The following is a 23,537-nucleotide window of genomic DNA, read 5'->3' on the forward strand; positions in this document are numbered from 1 at the left end:
CCACCCAGAAAGCAGCTCGACATGGCCTTCTCCCCTGCACCGGCAATTCCGGACGACGACTTCACGCTGCTCGATGCCTGGTGGCGCGCCGCCAACTACCTCTCGGCGGGCCAGATCTACCTGATGGACAACCCCCTGCTGCGCGAGAAGCTCTCGCTCTCGCACATCAAGCCGCGCCTGCTGGGGCATTGGGGAACGACGCCGGGCCTGAACTTCATCTACGCGCACATGAACCGCGCCATCAATGCGCGGGACCTCGATGCCATCTTCATCGCGGGCCCGGGCCACGGCGGGCCGGGCGTGGTCGCCAACACTTACCTCGAAGGGACCTACAGCGAGGTGTATCCCGCCATCGGGCAGGACGCCGAGGGCCTGCAGCGCCTGTTCACTCAGTTCTCGTTCCCGGGCGGCATTCCGAGCCACGTCGCGCCCGAGACGCCGGGCTCCATCCATGAGGGCGGCGAGCTGGGCTATTCGCTGCTGCACGCCTACGGCGCGGTGTTCGACAACCCTTCGCTGCTGGCCTGCTGCGTGATCGGCGACGGCGAGGCCGAGACCGGTGCGCTGGCGGCGAGCTGGCACTCCAACAAGTTCCTGAACCCGCAACGGGACGGAGCGGTACTGCCGATCCTGCATCTGAACGGCTACAAGATCGCCGGCCCCACTGTGCTGGCGCGCATCGGCGAGGAAGAACTGACGCAGTTGCTGCGTGGCTACGGGCACGAGCCGTACTTCGTCGTGGGCGACGAGCCGGCCGGGATGCACAGGCAGATGGCGGCCGTGCTCGATACAGCGCTGGACAGCATTCGCGCCATCCAGGCCAGCGCCCGCAAGGACGGTTTTCACACGAGGCCGCGCTGGCCCATGATCGTGCTGCGATCTCCCAAGGGCTGGACCGGACCGCGTCAGGTTGACGGCCTGCAAGTCGAAGGCACCTTCCGCGCGCACCAGGTTCCGCTCACCGACTTTGCAGCCAAGCCCGGCCACGTCGAACTGCTCGAACAGTGGCTGCGCAGCTACCGGCCCGAGGAGCTGTTCGATGCGCGCGGCGCCCTGCGCCCCGAAATCGCGGCCCTCGCACCCGTGGGCCTTCGCCGCATGAGTGCCAATCCGCACGCCAACGGCGGACTGCTGCTGAAGGATCTGACGATGCCGCCCTTCCGCGCACACGCCGTGCCGGTGGCTGCGCCGGGCGCGGTCGATGCAGAGGCCACACGCGTCGCGGGCAACTTTCTGCGCGAAGTCATGCGCGCCAATGCACAAGATCGCAACTTCAGGGTGATGGGGCCTGACGAAACCGCGTCGAACCGGCTCGGCGCCCTGTTCGAGGTGACCGAACGTACAACGACCGCCCGGATATGGCCTGGCGACGACCACCTTTCGCCCGATGGCCGCGTGATGGAAGTGCTGAGCGAACACCTTTGCCAAGGCTGGCTCGAAGGCTACCTGCTGACCGGGCGGCACGGCTTCTTCTCGTGCTACGAGGCCTTCATCCACATCATCGACTCGATGTTCAACCAGCATGCCAAGTGGCTGAAGGTCGCGCGCGGCATCGGCTGGCGGCGGCCGATAGCGTCGCTGAACTACCTGCTCACGAGCCACGTCTGGCGGCAGGACCACAACGGCTTCAGCCACCAGGATCCGGGCTTTCTCGATCACGTGGTCAACAAGAAGGCCGAGGTCGTGCGCGTGTACCTGCCGCCGGACGCCAACACCCTGCTCTCGGTGACCGACCATTGCCTGCGCAGCCGCGACTACGTGAACGTCATCGTGGCGGGCAAGCAGCCCGCGCCGCAGTGGCTGGACATCGATGCCGCGGTGCGCCACTGCACCACGGGCCTGGGCATCTGGGAATGGGCGAGCAACGACGAAGGCGGCACACCCGACGTGGTCATGGCCTGCGCCGGTGACGTGCCCACGCTGGAGACGATGGCAGCGGTCGACCTGCTGCGCGAAAAGGTACCGGAGCTGAAGGTGCGGGTCGTGAACGTGGTCGACCTGATGGCGCTGCAGTCGCCTGCCGCGCATCCCCACGGCCTTTCCGATGCCGACTTCGACGCCATCTTCTCCACCGACAGACCGGTGATCTTCGCGTTCCACGGCTACCCGGCGCTGATTCATCGGCTGATCTACAAGCGGCAAAACCACCCCGGCTTCCACGTCCACGGCTATCTCGAGGAAGGGACCACCACCACGCCATTCGACACGACGGTGCTCAACCGGCTGGACCGCTTTCATCTGGCCGCCGATGCCATCGCACACGTGCCGCGCCTGTGCGACAGCACGGGGCATGTGCAGCAGCATCTGCGCGACAGGCTCCTGGAGCACCGGGCCTACATCACCCGCCACGGCCGGGACATGCCGGAGATCGAGAACTGGCGCTGGACGCGATAGCCGGCGGCAGGGCTGCAAGGGGTGCCGCCGGCCAGGCGTGCGTGCTACGCTCATGACGATCCAGGATGTTTACAACATTCGCGCCTTATTTCCTTGCCCACGCATGAAACCTGCCTCCCACATCGCGGTGCTCGACGACGAGGTTGACATCACCCTGCTGCTGGCCAACTACCTGCAGGGCCACGGTTTCCGTGTCACCCAGGTCCATGACGGCCGCGCTCTCACGACGCTGATGGACACCGATCCTGCCGACCTCGTGCTGCTCGATCTCGGCCTGCCCGGCGAAGACGGCTTCTCCATCGCGCGCCGCGTGCGCGAAAGCTGGCGCTGCGGCCTCGTCATCGTCACGGGCCGGGGCGATGCGGTGGACAAGGTGGTGGGCCTCGAGGTGGGCGCCGACGACTACGTCACCAAGCCTTTCGACCTGCGCGAGCTGGTGGCGCGCGTGAAGGCGGTGCTGCGGCGGCTGACGCCCGAGGCGCCCGCAGCCGCGCCAACCGCAGCGGTTTCTCCCGACAAGCTGCTCTTCGCCGGCTGGCAGCTCGACACCGCCGCGCGCAGCCTCAGGAATCCGCAAGGCGAGCAAGTGCCCCTGACCGGCGGCGAGTTCGACCTGCTGCAGGCCTTTGCCCGCCATCCCGGCCGCGTGCTGTCGCGCGACTTCCTGCTCGGGCAGACACGCGGTCGCGAAGCCGCCCCCTTCGATCGCACGATCGACGTGCAGGTCGGCCGGCTGCGCAAGAAGATCGAGGCGGATGCGGACGATCCGCAGCTCATCAAGTCGGTGCGAGGCGCGGGCTACATCCTGGTGCCGTCGGTTTCCCATGGCTGACGCCGCGGACAACCCGCCCTTCCTGCCCGACGCGCCCATCCAGGGCTTGCCGTCGGGCATCGACGAAGGCAGCGTGTTCCGCCTGCTCTTCATCGCCTACCCCGATTCGCTGCTGCTGGTGGACCAGTCCGGCAGCATCATGCTCGCCAACCCTTCGGCAGCCGCGCTGCTGGGCTATGCGGTGGGCGAGCTGGTGGGCCTGAATGTCGACGTGCTGGTGCCCGACAGCATCCGCCCACGCCATGCCTCGTACCGCGAGGCCTATGGCCGCGCGCCCCGCCCCCGTCCGATGGGCACGCACATGGAGCTGGTGGCCAAGCGCAAGGACGGCAGCGAGGTCATGGTCGAGATTGCGCTCAGCCCGCTGCAGAGCCACGGGCTGCCCTTCGTCGTGGCCGCCATCCGCGACATCGGCGCCTACCCGCGCGTGAAGCAGGCGCTGCAGCGCGCGCGCTACAGCGAACACCTGGCCCAGCTGGGGCGCCTGGCGGTCGACACGCGCGACCTGCAGGTGGTGCTCCAGCACGTGCCGGAAATCATCACCACGGCCTTGCAGGTCGAGGTCGCAATGGTATGGCTGCTCGACGGCAACCGCCTCGAGTTCCGGGTGGCCAGCGGCGTCGGCCTGCTCGCCGGCGAGGAGATAGGGGCGCGCATCGCCAACCGCCCCGACACCCCGCCGGGCTTCGTGTTCTCCCAGGGCCGGCCGGTCGTGGTGCCGGACTACCGCAAGGAAGACCGGTTTTCCGTGCCCAAGGCCTACCTCGACTCTGGCCTGGTCAGTGCGCTCGCGGTGCCGCTGACCGACCTGGGGCGCGTGATCGGCATGTTGTCGGTGCGCTCGAAGGAATCCAAGCGCTTCGGCGACGAGGAAGTCCGTTTTCTCGAATCGCTGTCCAGCCTGCTTGCCACCAGCCTGCAGCGCGTGCAGACAGAGGAGGCGCTCAATCATGCCCAGCGGCTCGAAAGCGTCGGCCAGCTCACGGGCGGCATCGCGCACGACTTCAACAACCTGCTGACCGTGATCCAGGGCAACCTCCAGGTTCTGGAAGAGTTGCCTGCCCTCGCGCAAAACGGCTACGTGCAACAGTTGCTGGGCGCTGCCAACCGGGCTTCGCGACGCGGGGCCGAACTCACCGGCAAGCTGCTGGCGTTTTCCCGGCGGCAGGTGCTGCAGCCGGTCGCCATCGATTCTCACGCGCTGCTGCACTCGCTGGCCGACATGCTGCGCCGCACGCTGGACCAGCGCATCCGCATCGAGATCGACACCGCCCCCGGCTGCCCGCCCGTGATGGCGGACCCGGGCCAGCTGGAATCGGCGCTGCTCAACATCGCGATCAATGCACGCGACGCCATGCCTGAAGGAGGCACGCTGCGCTTTTGCACCGAGCTGTGCGGCGCCTTGCCGATGGCGCTGCGCAGCCAGCGCAACGACCCTCGCGGCGATGCATCGGCGCGTTTCGTCGCGATCTCCATCGCCGACAGCGGCACGGGCATGTCCGAGGAGGTGAAGGAGCACGCCTTCGAGCCCTTCTTCACCACCAAGGAGGTCGGCCGCGGCACGGGCCTGGGCCTGAGCACGGTGTACGGCTTCGTCCACCAGTCCCGGGGCGCGGTCGCGATCGACAGCAAGATCGGCCACGGCACCACGGTCACGCTCTATCTGCCGCAACAGGAGGAAGTCCGCCCGCCCGCCGCGGTGGAAGAACCTGCCGGCGAGGCCATTCCATCCGGCCTGCGCGTGATGCTGGTCGAGGACGATGTGGAAGTGCGCAAGGTCGCGAACACCTTCCTGACCACGCTGGGCTGCAAGGTCTTCACCGCCGCCACGGCCGAGCAGGCGTTGTCGGCGCTGGACGCGGGCGCCGGGCCCTTCGACCTGCTGCTGAGCGACATCGCGCTGGGCGCCGGCATGCGCGGCACGCGCCTGGCCTCGGAGATTCAGCAGCGCTTTCCGCAAATGGCCGTGCTGCTGATGTCGGGCTTTTCGTCGGAACTGCTGGATGCCGACCGGGAAGTGCCGCAAAGCTGGGAATTGCTGCGCAAGCCCTACTCGCGCTCTGAACTGGCGCAAGCCATGGCGAAGGTGCTTGCCGGCGGCGCTTGAACGGGCGGGCGGCCGGCCGGCTTGCTGGATTGATTACTGGAGCATCGCGGGCACGGGCGACAGGCAGCGCTGCACGAAGGCGGACAGCGCGCGCACGTCGGGAATCTGCACGTCGCGGCGCCCCTTGGTCGCAAAGCCGATGACGTTGTCGCGCGCCAGCCGCGAGAGCGCCCGGCTCACGCTCTCGAGCGTCATGCCCAGGTAGTTGCCGATCTCGGCGCGCGTCATGCGCAGCGTGATCTCGTCGGTGCGCATGCCGCGCTCGGCCAGCGTCTCCGCCCAGTAGCGCAGGAAGTCGGCCACGCGGGCATCGGCCGGCAGCGTGCAGACGGACATCAGCGAATCCCGGTCGTGCGCGATCTCGCGGCTCATGGCGGCGTGCAGCACCTGCAGCAGTGTCGGGTGGCTGGCGCAGGCGGCCAGCAGGGCCTCGTACGACACGACCCAGATCTCGCCCGTGTCCATGGCCACGGCATCGCACGAATAGCGCCCGCCGGCGATGCCGTCGAAGCCGAGCCAGTCGCCACGGAACTTCAGGCCCACCACCTGCTCGCGCCCGTCGGCCGAGAGATTCACGATCTTGAAGAAGCCCGAATTCAGGATGTAGAGATTGCCGAAGCGCTCGCCCGCCTGGTAGATCGTGTCGCCCGTGTGCACCACGCGGCGCTGGGGGGTGAGTTGCTCGCACAGCAGCTTCAGCGTGTCGGCGGTGTTCCGACCCTCGCAGTCCCGGCCGATGCTCGGCAATGCCAGGCCGGCCGGGACCGGTGCGGTCTTCGAGGGAGTGATGGTGTTGAGCATCTGGATTCCTTGGTGGTCTGTCGCGTGTCGATGGATGGATGCTAGGAAGCCTTCGGCAACGCAATGACAACGGCTGGAGTCGGTGGGTAACGCTCGGAGAATGCAATGTGTCCGGCGTGTATCAACGGCATGGGACGTGCCGCAAATCACATATGTGCACCCCCGTGCTTTGACTTGTATCAAGCCCGGGCCCATCGGGGTCCTTAGCCTTGGCAGGCCACATATCGACCATTTCCATGCCCCTCTCCCACAAGACTTGTGCCCCCGAGGCCGCACCGCAGCTCTCGCCGCTGGAGGTGACGAGCCTGCTGTGCCGAGCGCAGCTGCTCCAGCGCGCCGCACTGGACGGGAGCACCCCGAGGCTGCTGCGCGGCAAGAATCTGGGGCTGCTGTGCGAAATGCCGTCCGACGAGGCACAGGCGCTTTTTCGCAGCGCTGCCGAGGAAATGGGCGCGCACGTGGCGGTCATGCGCCCGGGCCTGTCGCTCGCGAGCGCACAGCAGGAAGTGCAGAACACGGCCCGCATGCTCGGCCGTCTCTACGAAGCCGTGGAATGCCAGGGCCTGGACCCCGAGCTCGTGCAGCGCATCGGCCAGTACGCCGGGATCCCCGTCTTCGACGGCGCTGCCACGAAAGCCCATCCGACCGGGCACCTTGCCGAGTTGCTCGGCGACAGGACCCCGCTGGCCGACAACCGGCGCTTCGTGCTCCAGGCCCTGCTGCTGGACGCCATCGCCTGAGCCGCCTGCCGCACGCCGCGCGCACTTGATCCAGCGCAATGCGGCCGGGCCTCCCGGTTCCTATAGTGAACTCCACGGTCGCAAACGGTTTTCACGCGACGACCGCTCCTCCATTCACTCACCGCAAGGAATCTCCCATGAAGACCGATACCCAATTGCGCAACGACATCCAGGCCGAGTTGAACTGGGCACCCGACGTCAAGACCTCCGACATCGGGGTGATCGTCAAGGACGGCGTGGTCACCCTCACCGGCCACCTGGCCAGCTACGCCGAGAAATACGCCGTCGAGCGCGCCGTGCAGCGCGTGCATGGCGTCAGGGCGCTGGCCATCGAACTGAGCGTGAAGCTGCCTTTCGACAACCAGCGCACCGATGCCGACATCGCCATGGCGGCCGAACGCGCGCTCGAGTGGAACGTGCTCGTGCCCGACGACAAGATCCACCCCATGGTGGAAAAAGGCTGGCTCACGCTCAACGGCGAAGTCGAGTGGGACTATCAGCGCAGCGCCGCCGAAAGCGCGGTATGCAACCTGATGGGCGTGACCGGCGTGTCGAACCTCGTGAAAGTCAAGCCGAAGGTGAGTCCCGCCGATATCGAGAAGAAGATTCACGACGCGCTTTCGCGCCAGGCCGACCGCGAAGCCCGCCAGCTTGCCATCACGGTCAGCGGCTCGCAGGTCACGCTGCGCGGCACGGTCCATTCCTGGACCGAGCGCGACGCGGTGCAGGGCGCCGCATGGGCCACCCCGGGCGTTACGGTGGTGGTGAACGACCTGCTCGTGGACGCCTGAGCATGCGCGTCGCGCTCGTCACCGGCGGCAGCAGCGGCATCCTGTCGGCCATTCCGGCCGGCCGCCTGGCCACGCCGGGGGAGATCGCGCGCGGCGCGGCGTCCCTCGGCGCCGACGAGTCCGCGTTCGTCAACGGCATCACACTGTCGATCAACGGCGGCAAGTACATGGCCTGAGGCGGCAACGCCCGGGCGTTTTTTTCAGCGAGACCTGCCATGCATGTCATCTCCGCGACACAAGCCACTCTCGATCCCCGCGTACGGAGCGAGCCGACCATGTGCGCCATGGTGCTGAACGCAGCGCTGCTGCCGCTCGAACTGGAGCAACGCAACATCCCAAAGCCTGGGCCCGGCGAGCTTCGCCTTCGCGTTCTGGCCTGCGCGGTCTGCCGTACTGACCTGCACATCGTCGATGGCGAGTTGCCGCTGCCCGTGCTGCCGATCGTGCCGGGTCACGAGATCGTGGGCGTGGTGGAAGAGACCGGCTCCGGGGGAACAGACTATCGCGTGGGTGACCTCGTCGGCGTGCCCTGGTTGGGCCACACCTGCGACTGCTGTGCCTTCTGCGCGGAGGGCCGCGAGAACCTCTGCGACACGCCGCGCTTCACCGGCTACCACCGCGATGGCGGCTTCGCGAGCCATGTGATTGCCGAGGCCGCGTTCTGCCTTCCACTGGCCATGCCCAAAGCCGATGCCGCCCGCATTGCCCCCCTGCTCTGTGCGGGCCTGATCGGGTGGCGCAGCCTGAAGGCAGCCGGCGAAGGCGTGCGCCGGCTGGGCATCTTCGGTTTCGGCGCCGCGGCGCACCTGGTAGCGCAAGCGGCCATTGCGCAAGGTCGCGAGGTCTTCGCATTCACCCGGCCCGCGGACCTTGCGACACAGGCCTTCGCCCGCAGCCTCGGCGCCGTGTGGGCTGGCCGCTCGTTCGAGCCGCTGGACGCGGCCATCATCTTCGCGCCCGCCGGCGAGCTGGTACCGGCCGCGCTGCGTGTCGTGCGCAAGGGCGGCCGGGTTGTGTGCGGCGGCATCCACATGAGCGACATCCCGGCCTTCCCGTACCGGCTGCTGTGGGAGGAACGCAGCGTTGTCTCGGTGGCGAACCTCACGCGCGCCGATGCGAAGGAGTTCCTGGCATTCGCGCAGGCGCATCCGCTGCAGGTGCACATCAGGACCTATCCGCTCGCGCAGGCCAACGAAGCGCTGGCCGATCTGCGCGCGGGCCGCATCGAGGGCGCCGCGGTGCTGGTGCCCTGAACGGGAGCCCGCGCGCCGGGCGCTTCAGAGCTCCCGCGATTCGCGGTAGTCGGGCACCGTGCACGGCCAGCCGTGGCGCTCCTCGATGGCCAGCCGCAATGCATCGGCAGCCACCGGCTCTCCGTGGGTCACGAACACCCGGCGCGGCGCGCGCTGTGCATCGAGCCAGGCGAGCAGCTCGTCGCGGTCGGCATGGGCCGACAGGGTCTCCAGGTTCGCGACCTCCGCGCGTACCGGCACGTAGGCGCCGTGGATCTTGATCGCGTCGGCGCCGGCCACCATGGCCGCGCCGCGCGTGCCGGCGGCCTGGAAGCCTGCGAAAAGGATGGTGTTTCTGGCGTCGGGTGCGTAGGCCTTCAGGTGGTGCAGCACGCGCCCGCCGGTGGCCATGCCGCTGGCCGACACGATGATCGAAGGAAAGCCCAGGGTGTTCAACCGCCGGGATTCCTCGATCGTGTTGACGATAGTGGTTTTCCCCTGCATGGCGGCGCATTGTTCGGCGCTCAAGCGGTGTTCGTCCAGGTGCTTGCCATAGATGCGCGTGGCATCCGCCGCCATCGGGCTGTTGAGGTATACCGGCATGTCGGGAATGCGCCGCGCCTTCTTGAGCAGCTGGATGCAATGCAGCAGCGTCTGCGCGCGTCCGACGGCAAAGGCCGGAATCACCACGATGCCTCCGCGCGCGGCCGTGCGGTTGATCACGCCCGCCAGTTCGGCCAGCGTGTCCGACGCCGGATGCCTGCGATTGCCATAGGTCGACTCCACCACCACGTAGTCTGCCGGTTCGGCGACTTCGGGCGGGCGCATCAGCAGGTCCTGGCTGCGTCCCAGGTCGCCCGAGAACAGGATGCTCGAGCCTTCCCAGCCGACGCGCAGGCTGCCGGCGCCCAGGATGTGGCCCGCCCTGCGCAGTTGCCAGGTCCAGCCGGGCCAAGGGGAGCACTCCTGGCCGAACGGGACGACCTCGAAGCGCTTGAGGGCCGCGCGCGCGTCCTGCTCGGTGTAAAGCGGCAAGGCGGGCTTGTGCTTCGAATGGCCGTGACGGTTGGCGAAGTCGGCGTCTTCCTCCTGCAGGCGGCCCGAGTCGGGCAGCAGCAGTTCGCAAAGCTCACGGGTGGCCGAGGTGCAGTACACCCGGCCCTTGAAGCCGAGCTGCACCAGCCGCGGCACGAAGCCGCTGTGGTCCATGTGCGCGTGCGTCAGCAGCACGGCATCGATCGCGGCTGCGTCGACCGGCAGCGCTTCCCAGTTGCGAAGGCGCAGCTGCTTCAGCCCCTGGAAGAGGCCGCAATCGACGAGCAGCCGCCGGCCTTCGTGCGTCAGCAGGTACTTCGAGCCGGTGACGGAGCCCGTGCCGCCGAGAAAGTCGATGCGCATGGTGTGCCTCAGTGCGACATGAGCACGGGCAAGGTCATCCACTGGAGCATGGACAGCGTGGCGCCGCCCATCACCCATTCGCGCGCCCGGCTGTGGCCATAGCAGCCCATTACCAGCATGTCCGAACTCAGATCCGCGGCAAAGGACAGCAGCTTGTTGCCGACGTCGTCGTCGTTGTCGCCGCCGGGATGCAGCGTGATGTTCTGGACGCCTTGCGTCCGCAGGTAGTCCTGCAGGCGCTGCAGCGAAGCCTCGGCGTCTTCGCCGTAGGCCACGACGTGCACCCGGGCCGCCTTGCGGAGCCAAGGCAGCGATGCTGTGACGGCCCGCGCGGACTCCCGTGTTTCCTTCCATGCCACCAGCACATTGCGGCCGATGGCTCCGACCGCACCCGCATAAGGCAGCACCAGTGCCGGCCGGCCGCTCTGCACCAGCACGCTGGGCAGGAAATCGCCGGGCAGCTCGCCGTCCATCGGGTCGCTCCGGTCGCGCTGACCGAGGATCATCAGGTCGGTATAGAGCGCGTGCCGCGCGAAGCCCCAGGGTCCATCGCTCTCCGGCTCGGCCCAGTGCAGGCGCTGCGAACCTGCGCTGTGTTCGATGAAGGTGGCGTGCATCCTGTCGCGCGCGTCCTTGTCGATCTCCTGCATGATCGCGACTGCTTCCGCCGCGGCCTCGATGGCGTACGGGTAGCGCATGAGTGCGGAAAGGGTGCACGGCCGGGCGGTCACTTCGGCATCGAAAGTCTCCGCGAGCTGGCGCGCCAGCTTGATGCGCTCCACCGCACGGGCCGAGCCGTCAAGGTGAAGCAGGATGGATTTGGGGGTCTGCATGAGGGCTCCTTGGACTGACGGGCTTTGGATGGGACGACCTTAGGCCTGCTCGAATCGCACAGCCTTGCGCTGAATCAATCGCCCGCGAACTAACTTCCACGCGACAGCGCCGATGCTTGATCGAGCGCAAGGCCGGGCCGGCACGCATGCCTAGCCTTGGGCTTCGCATCAACAACATCCAGCTGCGGTGACCCATCCTTCACAAACCGGCACCTCCGCCCCCGAAGCCTGGTGGCTCGGTGCGGACACCGTCGAGGCGGCCGGTCTGTCGCAGTTGCAGGCCGATGAAGCGCTGGTGCGCTGGGGGCCCAACAGCTTCGAGCCACAGGAAAAGCACTCGCTGGCGTTTCAGTTCCTCGCGCGGCTGCGCAATCCACTGATCCTGATACTGCTCACGGCCAGCGCGATCTCGGCGGCGACCGGCGACGTCACCAACGCCGTCATCATCGTGCTGATGGTGCTGCTGAGCGTGACGCTCGACTTCGTGCAGGAGCACCGCGCCAGCAACGCCGCCGAGAAGCTGCGCGCTTCGGTGGCGCTGCGTGCCCGAGTGGTGCGCGACGGCGCGTCGCTGGAGATTCCCGTGACCGAGGTCATGCCGGGCGACCTGGTGCTGCTGTCCGCCGGCGACCGCGTGCCGGCAGACGGACTGGTACTGCATGCGCGCGACTTCTTCGTCAACCAGAGCCTGCTGACCGGCGAGTCCTACCCCGTCGAGAAACACGCCGGCTCTGTGGCCGGCACAGCCACGGAGCTGCAGGACGCCCTCAACGCGGTGTTCATGGGCAGCACCGTGGTCAGCGGCAGCGCCCGGGTCCGCGTCATGGCCATCGGCCGGCACACAGCCCTTGGCGAGGTGGCGCACAGCATCCAGGCCGAACCGCCGCCCACCGCATTCGAGTTGGGCATGCATCGCTTCGGCATGATGATCCTGCGGGTCACGCTGCTGCTGGTGTTGTTCGTGCTTCTGGTCAACGTGCTGCTGCAGCGCCCGCTGCTCGAATCCTTCCTGTTCGCGGTGGCGCTGGCTGTAGGCCTCACCCCCGAGTTGCTGCCGATGGTGGTGTCGGTAACGCTCTCGCGCGGCGCGATCCGGCTTGCAGCGCACCGCGTGATCGTCAAGCGCCTGGCTTCGATCCAGAACCTTGGCGCAATGGACGTTCTGTGCACCGACAAAACAGGCACCCTGACCGAGGCCCGCATCAGCCTGACGCAATGCGCGGATGCCGACGGCCGCGACAGCCCCCGGGTGCTGATGCTGGCGCACCTCAACAGCAGCTTCGAGAGCGGCTTGAAGAGTCCGCTGGACGAGGCGGTGCTGGCGCACCCGATGGACACCGCCGCCTGGACGAAGATCGACGAGGTGCCCTTCGACTTCGAGCGTCGGCGCGTCTCGGTGCTGCTCGACCGGGGCGATGCGCGCTGGCTGGTGGTGAAGGGTGCTCCGGACGATGTGCTCGCGCTGTGCGACCGCTTCGAGCGCGACGAAGGCCGCACGGTCGCGCCGCTCGACGCTGCCGCCCTGATCGAGCTGCATGATCGTTGCCACGCGCTGGAGCGCCAGGGTCTGCGTGTGCTGGGCGTGGCCTGGCGCGACGTGCCTGCGGATCATCCGCATGCCGACGTGCGCGATGAGAGCTCGCTGGTCTTCGCCGGTTTCGCCGCCTTCATCGATCCACCGAAGGCCGGTGCCGGCGAGGCGCTGGCCGCGCTGGCGAAGAGCGGTGTGAGCGTGAAGATCGTGAGCGGCGACAGCGAACTCGTGACCCAGCACCTGTGCACGCTGCTGAACATTCCCGTGGCAGGCGTGCTGACAGGCCAGGAGATCGCGGCCATGGACGAGACCGCGCTGCGCGCCCGGGTGGGCCGCACTACGCTCTTTTGCCGCGTCAATCCGGCCCAGAAAAACCGCATCATCCTTGCGCTGCGGGCGCGGGGCCACGTGGTGGGCTACCTGGGCGACGGCATCAACGACGCGCCGGCACTGCGTTCGGCCGACGTGGGACTGACCGTCGACAGCGCGGTCGACGTGGCGCGCGAGGTGGCGGACATCGTCATGCTCGACCACGATCTCGCGGTGCTGCACGAAGGCGTGCTGGAAGGACGACGCACCTTCGGCAACGTCATGAAGTACATCATGATGGGAACGAGCTCGAACTTCGGGAACATGCTGAGCATGGCGGGCGCCTCGCTGTTCCTGCCCTTCCTGCCGATGCTGCCCGTGCAGATCCTGCTCAACAACGTGCTCTACGACCTGTCGCAGGCCGCGATTCCGCTGGATCGCGTCGACGCCGGCGACCTGCGCCGACCGCGCACGCTCGACATGACGTTCATCCGACGCTACATGTGGCTGTTCGGTGCCATCAGCTCGGCTTTCGACGTGCTGACCTTCTGGCTGCTGATCCAGGTGCTGCATGCGGACGCGACACTGTTCCGCACCGCGTGGTTCGTCGAGTCGCTGGCCACGCAGGTGCTGGTGATCTTCGTGATCCGCACGCGCGGAAAGCCCTGGGCCAGCAGGCCCGGCGCCGCGCTCACCGCCGCTTGCCTGGTGGTTGTGGTCACTGCCCTGCTGCTGCCGTTCACACCGCCTGGCCGCTTCTTCCATTTCGAGCCGCCGCCCGCAATCTTCTTCGTGTGGCTGGCCGGCATGCTGACTGCCTACCTGGCGCTCGCCGAGGTGGCCAAGCGCTTCTTCTATGCCCGCCTGACGGGCGCCACGCACCACGACTGGTCGAAGAAGAAACCGCGGCGTCCGTCGTCTCTCCCGCTCACCAAAGGCACCACTCCATGACCTCTTTCCAACAGGCCTGCATCATCGGTAGCGCATCGAACCGCCCGCCCGTCATACCGGCCGGCGCGAAGAACTTCGCCCTGCTGGGCCAGTACGTGGAGATTCCAGAGGAAGTGGTCTTCACCACGGTCGCGTACTCGGTGCGCGGCGCGATGCACGGGGTGTACGGACTCATGGGCCTGGACCTCGAGGTGCCGCCCATCTACCACGGCATCGCCGATCCGAAGGCGGCGCTCGCGAGCCTGCGCACGCTGACGGGTTGACGTGCGAAGCTTGATCCATCTCAACACCCACCGCCGGTCGGGCACGCAAGATTCTTCTCCAACCACCCAAGGAGAAAGTCACATGCCTTTCCTTTCGAAGAATATCGGAATCCTCGACCGCGCGCTGCGCATCGGCGCGGGCTTGCTGCTGGTCGTACTGGCGGTCAAGGGAATCATCGGGTTCTGGGGCTACATCGGCGTGGTGCCGCTGCTGACGGGCATGGTCGGCAGTTGCCCAGCCTACACCCTCTTCGGCTTCAACACCTGCTCGCACAGCGAGCGCTGAGCTACGGACGCCGCATTGCGAGGCACCGAATGTCCGTCTATCTGATGCTGTTCATCGGGCTGTGCGCGGCACTGGGCATCACTGCCCTGTGGGGGGTGATGCAGCTCTTCATCACGTGGATCACCCTCGATTGAGGATCATGGAGGCGCTGCGATGTGCATGGCCCTGCTCAGGAAACTCGCCACGGCGAAGCTGCCTTGCACCGAGGCCGCCCTGGCGACGATCGACAGGCTGCGCGTGCTCGAAGCCGCCGGGCACGTCAAGGTGCGGATTCCTCCTGCCCACGTGGACTGCGACGACTGTCTGCGCCAGGACGCAGCCACGGTATTCGAGATCACGTCCCGGGGATGGAAGACCCTTGCCGCGGATGCGCCCGAAGAGGAAGCACCACGGTTCAGCGGCACCAGGCGTCGATCTGGCGAATGAGGTCCGACCACAGGGTCTGTAACGCCACGGCCGGCAGCAGACCAGCCACCCGCACACCCCAGTCTGGCGTGGGGCGACAAGAGGCGCTAGGCCTTTTTTGCCCAGGCGCTGCACCAGCCCTTTGCGCTCACGGGCTTCCCCGGAAACAATGCGCAATTGCCAGTGGTATCCGTCGGCTTGGACTGCCAGAGGGCGCAGCCGTTGCACAGTTGGGCGTTGTCGTGCTTCGGAAACCTCTTCGCGTCGGCCTTCGCTGAATCGGCGACATATCCCAGGGCCGCGGCCTGTGGGTCTTTTTCGTCGAGTCGGGCTTCTGCGAACGCGCCGGTGGCAGAGACGGCTGCCCCCGTTGCGGCCAGCGTGAGCATGAAAGTTCGGCGGCTGGAGGATTTCATCGTGAGTCTTTCGTGGTGTGTGAAGTGGGTGTCGAGCCGTCCTGCGCGGGAATGCGCTCGTTCAACCCCGCGAGCACGAGAACGCTTGTGGCCAGAAGCGTGGCGACGCAGAACCCCAGAAATTGCAGGGTTCCGTTCAATGTAATGTTCATGGGACGACCTCGTGATGGGCGAATGGGATTGCCTGCGGTCATTCTTGAGCGAGCGGCTGCAAGCGGCCTTGCGCAGGATCAATCCCGGAGCGGTTACCCAGCATGTTCATCAGTCCTTGTTCGCGATGCGCGGATCAGGAACGCGCGCATTGCATCGAAGCTTGCGCTGGCGCAAGGTGTTCTTCTTCTCGATCGGCAAGATCGCGTCATCCCCAAGAAGGACACAAGACATGAACGCACCCGATGTGCCGTTGCGCCTTCCGACCTATGCACCGCCGGAAACTCTCGCCTCCCTCCGTTTTCAAGAAAGGATTGCCATGAACCCGGACATTCAGCTCAGACACGATGTCTTCGCCCAGCTCAACTGGGATCCGGCCGTCAACGCCTGCGATGTCGACGTGCGCGTGACCAATGGCGTGGTGACCCTGGTTGGCAGGGTGGCCGACGAGGCCCAGCGGGCAGCCGCGGAACGCGCCGCACGCCGCACTGAGGGCCTGACGACACTGCTGAACGGACTTACCGTCCGGCCTGCAGCGGTGATCGCGCGGTGATCACGGCCACCGGCCGGGGGCTGCTGCGCTGCATCAAGCCGCGGCCCCGCCAGTGGCCTTAGCCTTGTGCCGCCCCCACGGTGCTTCATCGCTTTCCCGAGGAATATTCCATGCCCCCTTTCAACCAGGCCTACATCGTCGGCAGCGGTATCGGCGCGCTGAGTGCGGCCGTGCTGCTGATACGCGACGCAGGCATGCACGGTTCACGCATCCGCATCCTCGAGGAATCGCCGTTGCCCGGCGGCGCACTCGACGGCGCGGGCAACGCGAGCCAAGGCTACGTGACGCGCGGCGGCCGCATGTTCACGGACGAGACTTACACCTGCCTGTGGAACGTGCTGGACAGCATCCCATCGCTGGACACGCCTTCGCGCACGGTGCACGAGGAGGTCCGCGCCTTCAACCAGCAACTGCTTTCGCATGCGCGTGCGCGGCTGATCGACCGACACCACCGCATCATCGATGCCAGCGACCTCGGCTTCGACCTGCAGGACCGGCTGGAGTTGATGCGCCTGCTGGCCACGCCGGAACGCGCGCTGGGTGCAAAGCCCATCGAGGAATACTTCTCGCCGCACTTTCTCGACACCAACTTCTGGGCCATGTGGCGCACCACCTTCGCATTCCAGAACTGGCACAGCGCGGTCGAACTCAGGCGCTACATGCTGCGCTTCCTGCAGGAGCTGCCGCGCATCCACACCCTGGGTGGCGTTCGCCGCACCACGCTCAACCAGTACGACACCATCGTGCGACCCATGGTGAAGTGGCTGCTGGTGCACGGTGTACTTTTCGAGTTCGGCACGCGCGTGGTCGACGTGGGCTTCGCCGACGCCAGCAGCGGCCTGCGGCTTCAGACGCTGCACGCCCTGCGCGACGGCCGCCCGCTGTCCTACCACCTGGGGCCGGACGACTGCGCCCTTCTCACGCTCGGCTCCATGACAGCCGATTCGCGCAACGGCAACGACCACCAAGCGCCCGAACTCGTGCGCGACCAGCGCGATGGCGCCTGGACGCTCTGGAAGAACATGGCCCGCAAGGCACCCGGCTTCGGCCGGCCCGAAACCTTTTGCGGCCACGTCGACGAGAGCAAGTGGGCATCGTTCACGCTGACCATGAACAGCCCGCTTCTGCTGCAGCGCATCCAGGCCTTCTCGGGCAACGAGCCCGGCACCGGCGGCCTCATGACCTTCAAGGACTCCAGCTGGCTGATGTCGATCGTGGTTCCACATTCGCCGCACTTCGACGAACAGCCAGACGGGGTGTACACGCTCTGGGGCTACGGCCTGCTGCAGGAAACTCAGGGCAACTTCATCGACCGGACGATGGCACAGGCGACCGGACAGGACATACTGACCGAGCTCATGCATCACCTGGGCTTCGAGGACATCCTCGAAGAGGTGCGGCAAACCACCACCGTGGTGCCCGTGATGATGCCGTACATCACCAGCGAATTCGAATGCCGGTCCCTGTCGGACCGACCGCCCGTCCGTCCGCCCGGCGCCAGCAACTTCGCCTTGCTCGGCCAGTACGTGGAAATCCCGGAGGATGTGGTCTTCACGGTCGAGTATTCGGTGCGTGGCGCCATGCATGGCGTCTACGGGCTCATGGACGTGAAGAAGGAGGTGCCGCCCATCTACCACGGCATCGCCGATGCGAAGGTCGCGCTGGCCAGTCTGCGCACGCTGATGGGCTGAGCGCGCAGCAGGCTCGCCTCGACCTTGCTCAGCCGCACCAGGCCGCTACCTGCCGTGTGATGTCCGACCACAGCGCCTGCAGCGCCACCGCCGAAAGCAGCACCCCGGCCAGGCGCGCACCCCAGGTGCCACGGCCATTCCAGCGCAACCGCCGCCACAGCCAGGGCGCCAGCAGCAACGACAAGCCACTACCGGCCGCGAACGATGCCATCGCGCCGGCGCCCTGCAACGGGTTGCTGCCAAGGCTGGCCAGCATCAGCGCCGAATACAACAGCCCGCACGGCATGGCGAACCACAGTGCGCCCGTCGCCAGCACGCCCAGCGGGGTGCTGGCGGCCAGTGGCCGCAGCCGCGCCTCGAGCAGGCGGCCCGTGCGTTGCGCCCACAGTGGCTGTCGTCCCGTGGCCGCCAACATCGCACCCCAGGCGAACACGAACACATGCAACAACACCCACAGCGGTTTCAACGCCGCGATATGGGTGCCCGCCAGGGCCAGGCTGTCGACGCTCGCCGCGGCGACCGCGCCCGCAGCGGCATAGCCGGCAATGCGCCCCACATGAAACGCGGCAGGTGCCGACGATGCCAATGCGCCGCCGCCGGCCCTGGCCGGCACGATGCGGATCACAGCCGCAGACGCCGCACCGCACATGGCCACGCAGTGCGGGCCTCCGGCCAGGCCCATCAGCAGCGCAGCGCCGGCGAGTGCGGTCTGCATGGTCAGACCACGCGCGAAAAGCGCTCGCGATGAGCGCCGCAGTACTTGTCGAACACCATGGCGACGGCGCGCACGAGGAACCAGCCCCGCGGCGTCACCTTGATGTCGTGGTCGGTCAGGCGCACCAGCCCCTGTGCGACCAGCGGCCCAAGCGCGGCGAATTCGGCCGCGAAGCAATGGCGGAAATCGACCGTGTGTGCCTCGCCCATGGCGTCGAAGTCGACATGGCCGCGGCACATCAGCGCCATGATCACGTCGCGCCGAAGCAAGTCGTCGCGCGACAATGCCAGCCCCCGCACCACCGGCAGGCGGTGTTGATCAAGCAGGTCGTAGTAGTTCTCCAGCGTCTTGGCGTTCTGGCTGTAGGTGGCGCCCATGCGGCCGATGGCGGATACGCCCAGTGCGACCAGATCGCCATCCGGCTGGGTGCTGTAGCCCTGGAAATCTCGGTGCAGCCGGCCGTTGCGCTTGGCTACGGCCAGCGGGTCGCCGGGCAACGCGAAGTGGTCCATGCCGATGTACACATAGCCCGCATCCCTCAGCACCTCGATGGCGCGCGCCAGCATCCGCACCCGGATGGGAGCGTCGGGCAGGTCTTCGGCCAGGATGCGTCGTTGCGGCTTGAAGCGCTCCGGCAGGTGCGCGTAGGCATATAGCGCGATGCGGTCCGGCCGCAACATGCACAGCTGCGCCAGCGTGCGCTCGAACGACGCGTCGTTCTGACGCGGCAGCCCGTAGATCAGGTCCACGTTGACCGACTCGAAACCCAACGCCCGCGCGTCGGCCATCAGCGCGAACACTCGCTCGGCAGGCTGGATGCGGTGCACCGCACGCTGCACGTCGGGGTCGAAATCCTGCACACCGAAGCTCAGGCGGTTGAATCCGAGCGACGCCAGGTGCGCCAGGCGGCCGGTGTCGACCGTGCGCGGATCGATTTCGATGGACTGCTCGCCGTCGGTCGCGAAGTCGAAGACGCCGCGCAGCATGGCCATGAGCCCGGTCAGCTCTGCGTCGTCGAGGAAGGTGGGCGAGCCACCGCCGAGGTGCAGCTGGCTCACGACCGTGCCCGGCCCGAGCTGCGCGGCCTGCAGCGCTGCCTCGCACGCGAGGTAGTCCAGGTAATGCCGCGCCTTCTCGTGGTGCCGCGTGATGACCTTGTTGCAGGCGCAGTAGTAGCACAGCGATTCGCAAAACGGGATGTGCACGTACATCGACAGCGGTGCAGCCTGCGCGCCATCCGCGCGCCGCCGGCGCACGGCGCGCGCGTGGTCTTCGGCGCCGAAGGCCTCTACGAAGCGGTCGGCCGTGGGATAGGAGGTATAGCGCGGTCCGGGCACGTCGAACTGACGCAGCAGCTCGGCCGGCAACGAGGGCATGATGGGGTCGACGGTGGTGGAAATCATCTTGAACGCCAAGTCACAGGTCATGCCGAAGGAGGGCGCCACCGGTGGGCGGAGCCAGCAATGCGGTGCATGCACTCGACGCCGCCGCCATCAGCCAGAACACGAAGAACGAGGCCGTATAGATGCCCTGGCGCGACATGTGCAGCACATCGGCACCGCAATACACGCTGAGCGGATCGACCATCGCGAAGACCAGGACCTCCATGCCGCAGGCAACGAGGAAGGACGGCCACAGCACGGCCATGACCTGGTGCTGTGCGTTCATGGCGCCCTCTTTCTCGCTGGCGACGGCAGGTCGCTTGCCGGCGTGGCCGCATGGTTGCGCGCGGCGAGCGCGGGCATCGAGTCCTTGCCGGCCAGCGTCCGGTTGATCTCGATGCCCTCGCGGTAGTAGTCCTCGGACACAAGGGCGTCGGGCCGGTGCCACGCGACCCAGAAGGTCGCGACGCTCGCGACCACCACCAGCGCCGGTCCGCCGATCACCATCCACACCAGCGGGTACCGCCACCACGCGGCGGCGACCGGTTCGTTCGTTGTTGCAATCATGTCGATACCTTTCAGCGCGGCACCAGGAAGACCGCTTTTTCGGAGACCTGCGCGCCGCCACCTTCTTCTCGTACGTCGAAGTACACGGTGTGCGAGCCCGAGGGCGTCACGCCGTAGGGCAACTGCAGGCGCACCGCCACCCAGCGCGACTGGGCGGCGTCCACCGTCACCGCCGGCTCGGACGCCACGGCCACTCCATCGAGACCGCGCGCGGAAATCGCATAGCGGCGCTGTTGCTCGGTGGCATTCATGATCTGCAGCCGATAGACGTTTTCCAGCCGACCTCCCTCGACGATGCGCGCCAGCGAAGCGCGGTCGCGCACCACGTCGACCTTGAACGGCGTGCGTGCGACCAGGCTGGCCAGAAGGCCGGACACCAGCACCGCGAGGATGGCCGTGTAGGCCAGCACGCGCGCCCGCAGCACGCGGCGCAGCAGCTGCGGGCGCGTCCAGCGGCCCTCCATGCCGTTCTGCGTGTCGTAGCGGATGAGGCGCGGCGGATACGCCATCTTTTGCATCACCGTATCGCAGGCATCCACGCACAGGCCGCAGCCGATGCACTCGTACTGCAGCCCCTGGCGGATGTCGATGCCGGTTGGGCAGACCTGCACGCACAGGCCGCAGTCGATGCAGTCGCCCAGCGCCAGCGTGCGCGGGTCGGGCCCCTTGCGGCGAGCCGCGCTGCGGGTCATAGGTGACGATGAGCGTGTCGCGGTCGAACATGGCGCTCTGGAAGCGCGCATAGGGGCACATGTACTTGCACACCTGCTCGCGCATGAAGCCGGCGTTGCCATAGGTCGCGAAGCCGTAGAAAAACACCCAGAACACCTCCCACGAACCCATCTGCGCCTGCAGGAAGGCCATGCCAAGTTCGCGAATGGGCGTGAAGTAGCCCACGAAGGTGAAGCCGGTCCACATCGCGATGCCGATCCACACGATGTGCTTGAACCATTTCTTCACGAGCTTCTCGAGCGACATCGGCTCGGCGTCCAGCCGCATGCGTGCGGTGCGGTTTCCCTCTATCCGGTGTTCCACCCACATGAATATCTCGGTGTAGACGGTTTGCGGACAGGCATAGCCGCACCACAGCCGCCCCGCCACGGCGGTGAACAGGAAGAGCGAGAGCGCGCTGATGACCAGCAGGCCCGAGAGGTAGATCAGGTCCTGCGGGTACAGCACCAGCCCGAAGACGTAGAAGCGCCGCGCGGCCAGGTCGAAGAGCACCATCTGGCGCTCGCCCCACTGCACCCATGGCAGGCCGTAGAAGACAAGCTGCGTGAGGAAGACCACGGCCCAGCGCCAGCGCGCGAACATGCCGTGCACGCTGCGGGGGTAGATTTTCTTCGAGGCCTCGTAGAGTCCGACGCCTTCGCCGGGCCCTCCGGACTCGCCGGCTTCGCTGGCCACGGCAACGATGGGAATGATCTTGCGAGACATGAGGCAGCGGCTGCGGTGCCAGTCAGGGCGTGGCCGCCGGCGGGTTCGAGAAAGCCCACACGTACGAGGCGAGCAGCTTGATCTGCGCCTCGGTCAGGCGCCCTTCCTGCGCTGGCATCACGTTGTGCTTTCCCTCGTTGATCATCTGCACGATGGCCGCCTCGCCGTAGCCATGCAGCCAGATCTTGTCGTTCAGGCGGGGCGCGCCCAGGGCCTCGTTGCCCACGCCGCCGATGCCGTGGCAGGCCGCACAGGCGGTGAACTTCGGCTTGCCCAGCCCAGCCCGCAGCGAGTCGTGCGGCTCGCCCGACAGGCTCAGCACGTAGTTGGCGACGTTCTTCACGTCGTCCGGCGTGCCCACCGCCGCCGCCATGGGCGGCATCGTGCCGACCCGGCCCTTGGTGATGGTCTCGACAATCTTGTCGGGCGCACCGCCGTGCAGCCAGTCCTTGTCCGTGAGGTTCGGAAAGCCCTTGCTGCCGCGCGCGTCGGAGCCATGGCACTGCGCGCAGTTGTTCATGAACAGCCGCTCGCCGATGGCCCTGGCCTGCGGGTCTCGCGCAACCTCTTCCGCCGGCAGGGTCGCATACCTGTCGTACACCGGCGCCAGTTCGCGCGTGGCCCTGGCGACCTCGGTGTCGTACTCGGCGCGCGAGGTCCAGTCGGACTGCCCCTTGAAGCTGCCGAGTCCCGGAAAGATCGCCAGGTACGCCAGGCCGAACGCGATGGTCAGCACGAAGAGGCCCACCCACCACAGCGGCAGCGGGTTGTTGGCCTCGCGCAGATCCTCGTCCCACACATGGCCCGTGGTGTTGTCCGCGTCGGCCGCTACGCGCTTGCGTGCCGTGAGCCACAGCAGCAGCACGCAGCCGGCGATGCTCAGCAGCGAGAGCACCGCGACGTAGTCGGACCAGAAATGACTGATGAAGTCGCTCATCTCGGTTCTCCGTTCAGTCCTGCTCGAAAGGCAGGCGTGCGGCTTCCTCGAAGCCCTTCGCGTTGCGCCGTGCGCAGGCCCACGCGACGATGCCGATGAAGACGATGAAGCAGGCGACGGTGGCGCCGACGCGCAGGGTGGTGATGTCGATCATGTGTTCAGTCCTCGCTACTTGAGCGCCAGGCCCAGCGATTGCAGGTAGGCCACGGTGGCCTCCATCTCGGTCTTGCCCTTCACCTCGTCTGAGGCCTTGGCGATCTCCTCGTCGGTGTAGGGCACGCCCACGCTGCGCAGCGCGCGCATGTGGCTGGGCAGTGCATCGGCGTCGATTGCACTCTTTTCCAGCCATGAATAGGCCGGCATGTTCGACTCGGGCACCAGGTCGCGCGGATTGTTCAGGTGGATGCGGTGCCACTCGTCGCTGTACTTTCCGCCCACGCGCTGCAGGTCGGGGCCGGTGCGCTTGCTGCCCCACTGGAACGGATGGTCGTAGACGAATTCGCCAGCCACCGAATAGTGGCCGTAGCGCAGCGTCTCCGAGCGGAAGGGCCGGATCATCTGCGAGTGGCAGTTGTAGCAGCCCTCGCGCAGGTAGACGTCGCGCCCGGCCAGCTGCAGCGGCGTGAGCGGCTTCACGCCCTGCACCGCCTCGGTGGTCGACTTCTGGAAGAAGAGCGGCACGATCTCCACCAGGCCGCCCACGGCCACGACGAAGAGGATCAGCACAATCATCAGCAGGTTGTTGGTTTCGACCTTCTCGTGCGTGAAGCCCGTGGTCTTCGGTGTGTTCGGAGTGTTCGGATTCATCGTGCG

25 protein-coding genes and 1 pseudogene are annotated in these 23,537 nt (G+C 67.1%); 13 read left to right on the forward strand and 13 right to left on the reverse strand.

The features are described from left to right. The first annotated feature begins 21 nt into the window (after positions 1 to 21). The 3 genes from ACEN9N_RS09745 to ACEN9N_RS09755 all read left to right on the forward strand — a co-directional run bounded on the left by ACEN9N_RS09745 (position 22) and on the right by ACEN9N_RS09755 (position 5,333). Positions 22 to 2,394 (forward strand): phosphoketolase family protein, encoded by a 2,373-nt coding sequence (locus ACEN9N_RS09745; protein ID WP_495655961.1) that lies wholly within the window; start codon positions 22 to 24, stop codon positions 2,392 to 2,394. Positions 2,395 to 2,497: 103 nt separating this feature from the next. Next, on the forward strand, positions 2,498 to 3,226 hold the full coding sequence (locus ACEN9N_RS09750) for a winged helix-turn-helix domain-containing protein (protein WP_495655962.1): 729 nt from the start codon (positions 2,498 to 2,500) through the stop codon (positions 3,224 to 3,226). Continuing rightward, positions 3,219 to 5,333 carry a PAS domain S-box protein gene (locus tag ACEN9N_RS09755; protein ID WP_495655963.1) on the forward strand — a complete coding sequence of 705 codons (2,115 nt, stop codon included), beginning with the start codon at positions 3,219 to 3,221 and terminating at the stop codon, positions 5,331 to 5,333. The genes ACEN9N_RS09750 and ACEN9N_RS09755 overlap by 8 nt, the downstream gene beginning before the upstream one ends. A 33-nt stretch (positions 5,334 to 5,366) precedes the next feature. On the opposite strand, the gene ACEN9N_RS09760 is transcribed toward ACEN9N_RS09755, so the two are convergent. Continuing rightward, positions 5,367 to 6,134: a Crp/Fnr family transcriptional regulator gene (locus ACEN9N_RS09760; RefSeq protein ID WP_495655964.1), complete on the reverse strand. Its 768-nt coding sequence runs from the start codon at positions 6,132 to 6,134 to the stop codon at positions 5,367 to 5,369. A 236-nt stretch (positions 6,135 to 6,370) separates the two neighbouring features. Here ACEN9N_RS09760 and ACEN9N_RS09765 point away from each other — a divergent pair, with 236 nt between their 5' ends. The 4 genes from ACEN9N_RS09765 (at position 6,371) to ACEN9N_RS09780 (ending at position 8,918) form a co-directional block, all read left to right on the forward strand. Beyond that, entirely contained in the window at positions 6,371 to 6,874 is a 504-nt protein-coding gene (locus tag ACEN9N_RS09765) for a Rossmann-fold NAD(P)-binding domain-containing protein (RefSeq protein WP_478178971.1), read from the forward strand. 137 nt (positions 6,875 to 7,011) lie between these two features. Next, entirely contained in the window at positions 7,012 to 7,665 is a 654-nt protein-coding gene (locus ACEN9N_RS09770; protein WP_413311906.1) for a BON domain-containing protein, read from the forward strand. 2 nt (positions 7,666 to 7,667) lie between these two features. Beyond that, a complete protein-coding gene (locus ACEN9N_RS09775; RefSeq protein ID WP_413311904.1) occupies positions 7,668 to 7,841 on the forward strand; it encodes a hypothetical protein in 174 nt (57 codons plus the stop codon). 99 nt (positions 7,842 to 7,940) lie between these two features. After that, on the forward strand, positions 7,941 to 8,918 hold the full coding sequence (locus ACEN9N_RS09780) for a zinc-dependent alcohol dehydrogenase family protein (RefSeq protein WP_495656365.1): 978 nt from the start codon (positions 7,941 to 7,943) through the stop codon (positions 8,916 to 8,918). Between the two features lie 24 nt (positions 8,919 to 8,942). Here the strand turns inward: ACEN9N_RS09780 and ACEN9N_RS09785 are convergent, their stop codons facing one another. Together ACEN9N_RS09785 and ACEN9N_RS09790 are read right to left on the reverse strand one after the other, a co-directional pair. Beyond that, positions 8,943 to 10,295 (reverse strand): MBL fold metallo-hydrolase RNA specificity domain-containing protein, encoded by a 1,353-nt coding sequence (locus ACEN9N_RS09785; RefSeq protein ID WP_495655965.1) that lies wholly within the window; start codon positions 10,293 to 10,295, stop codon positions 8,943 to 8,945. An 8-nt stretch (positions 10,296 to 10,303) separates the two neighbouring features. Further along, positions 10,304 to 11,128, reverse strand: a complete 825-nt coding sequence (locus ACEN9N_RS09790; protein ID WP_495655966.1) for a universal stress protein — start codon at positions 11,126 to 11,128, stop codon at positions 10,304 to 10,306. A 187-nt stretch (positions 11,129 to 11,315) separates the two neighbouring features. On the opposite strand from ACEN9N_RS09790, the gene mgtA reads away from it, so the two are divergent. The 4 genes from mgtA (at position 11,316) to ACEN9N_RS09810 (ending at position 14,897) form a co-directional block, all read left to right on the forward strand. Next, positions 11,316 to 13,922, forward strand: coding sequence for a magnesium-translocating P-type ATPase (gene mgtA / locus ACEN9N_RS09795; RefSeq protein ID WP_495655967.1), 2,607 nt, complete (start codon positions 11,316 to 11,318; stop codon positions 13,920 to 13,922). Then, positions 13,919 to 14,185, forward strand: coding sequence for an oleate hydratase (locus ACEN9N_RS09800; protein WP_495655968.1), 267 nt, complete (start codon positions 13,919 to 13,921; stop codon positions 14,183 to 14,185). The genes mgtA and ACEN9N_RS09800 overlap by 4 nt, the downstream gene beginning before the upstream one ends. Positions 14,186 to 14,267: 82 nt before the next feature. Further along, positions 14,268 to 14,471 carry a YgaP family membrane protein gene (locus ACEN9N_RS09805; protein WP_413311898.1) on the forward strand — a complete coding sequence of 68 codons (204 nt, stop codon included), beginning with the start codon at positions 14,268 to 14,270 and terminating at the stop codon, positions 14,469 to 14,471. A gap of 159 nt (positions 14,472 to 14,630) precedes the next feature. Further along, positions 14,631 to 14,897 (forward strand): hypothetical protein, encoded by a 267-nt coding sequence (locus ACEN9N_RS09810; RefSeq protein ID WP_413311896.1) that lies wholly within the window; start codon positions 14,631 to 14,633, stop codon positions 14,895 to 14,897. A gap of 86 nt (positions 14,898 to 14,983) precedes the next feature. On the opposite strand, the gene ACEN9N_RS09815 is transcribed toward ACEN9N_RS09810, so the two are convergent. Both ACEN9N_RS09815 and ACEN9N_RS09820 read right to left on the reverse strand, forming a co-directional pair. After that, positions 14,984 to 15,292 (reverse strand): high-potential iron-sulfur protein, encoded by a 309-nt coding sequence (locus tag ACEN9N_RS09815; RefSeq protein WP_413311894.1) that lies wholly within the window; start codon positions 15,290 to 15,292, stop codon positions 14,984 to 14,986. Further along, the gene (locus ACEN9N_RS09820) at positions 15,289 to 15,444 is read right to left on the reverse strand and encodes a hypothetical protein (RefSeq protein ID WP_413311893.1); all 156 of its coding nucleotides are present in this window, start codon (positions 15,442 to 15,444) and stop codon (positions 15,289 to 15,291) included. The genes ACEN9N_RS09815 and ACEN9N_RS09820 overlap by 4 nt, the downstream gene beginning before the upstream one ends. 14 nt (positions 15,445 to 15,458) lie before the next feature. On the opposite strand from ACEN9N_RS09820, the gene ACEN9N_RS09825 reads away from it, so the two are divergent. Together ACEN9N_RS09825 and ACEN9N_RS09830 are read left to right on the forward strand one after the other, a co-directional pair. Further along, the gene (locus ACEN9N_RS09825) at positions 15,459 to 15,995 is read left to right on the forward strand and encodes a BON domain-containing protein (RefSeq protein WP_413311891.1); all 537 of its coding nucleotides are present in this window, start codon (positions 15,459 to 15,461) and stop codon (positions 15,993 to 15,995) included. A 110-nt stretch (positions 15,996 to 16,105) separates the two neighbouring features. Continuing rightward, positions 16,106 to 17,686 carry an oleate hydratase gene (locus tag ACEN9N_RS09830; protein WP_495655969.1) on the forward strand — a complete coding sequence of 527 codons (1,581 nt, stop codon included), beginning with the start codon at positions 16,106 to 16,108 and terminating at the stop codon, positions 17,684 to 17,686. Positions 17,687 to 17,714: 28 nt separating this feature from the next. On the opposite strand, the gene ACEN9N_RS09835 is transcribed toward ACEN9N_RS09830, so the two are convergent. The 8 genes and pseudogenes from ACEN9N_RS09835 to ccoO form a co-directional block, all read right to left on the reverse strand. Continuing rightward, positions 17,715 to 18,401, reverse strand: coding sequence for a sulfite exporter TauE/SafE family protein (locus ACEN9N_RS09835; protein WP_495655970.1), 687 nt, complete (start codon positions 18,399 to 18,401; stop codon positions 17,715 to 17,717). Between the two features lie 2 nt (positions 18,402 to 18,403). After that, a complete protein-coding gene (gene hemN, locus ACEN9N_RS09840; protein ID WP_495656366.1) occupies positions 18,404 to 19,777 on the reverse strand; it encodes an oxygen-independent coproporphyrinogen III oxidase in 1,374 nt (457 codons plus the stop codon). A 40-nt stretch (positions 19,778 to 19,817) separates the two neighbouring features. Further along, positions 19,818 to 20,069 (reverse strand): hypothetical protein, encoded by a 252-nt coding sequence (locus ACEN9N_RS09845; protein WP_495655971.1) that lies wholly within the window; start codon positions 20,067 to 20,069, stop codon positions 19,818 to 19,820. Then, positions 20,066 to 20,350, reverse strand: a complete 285-nt coding sequence (locus ACEN9N_RS09850) for a FixH family protein (protein ID WP_413311885.1) — start codon at positions 20,348 to 20,350, stop codon at positions 20,066 to 20,068. The genes ACEN9N_RS09845 and ACEN9N_RS09850 overlap by 4 nt, the downstream gene beginning before the upstream one ends. An 11-nt stretch (positions 20,351 to 20,361) precedes the next feature. After that, positions 20,362 to 21,787: pseudogene (ccoG, locus tag ACEN9N_RS09855) on the reverse strand (cytochrome c oxidase accessory protein CcoG). 22 nt (positions 21,788 to 21,809) lie between these two features. Then, a complete protein-coding gene (gene ccoP / locus ACEN9N_RS09860; RefSeq protein WP_007832038.1) occupies positions 21,810 to 22,724 on the reverse strand; it encodes a cytochrome-c oxidase, cbb3-type subunit III in 915 nt (304 codons plus the stop codon). 13 nt (positions 22,725 to 22,737) lie between these two features. Continuing rightward, positions 22,738 to 22,878 carry a cbb3-type cytochrome oxidase subunit 3 gene (locus ACEN9N_RS09865; RefSeq protein WP_007832039.1) on the reverse strand — a complete coding sequence of 47 codons (141 nt, stop codon included), beginning with the start codon at positions 22,876 to 22,878 and terminating at the stop codon, positions 22,738 to 22,740. 14 nt (positions 22,879 to 22,892) lie between these two features. Continuing rightward, positions 22,893 to 23,531 carry a cytochrome-c oxidase, cbb3-type subunit II gene (gene ccoO, locus ACEN9N_RS09870; protein WP_495655972.1) on the reverse strand — a complete coding sequence of 213 codons (639 nt, stop codon included), beginning with the start codon at positions 23,529 to 23,531 and terminating at the stop codon, positions 22,893 to 22,895. Positions 23,532 to 23,537 lie beyond the last annotated feature (6 nt).

Source organism: Variovorax sp. Varisp46 (assembly GCF_059491885.1).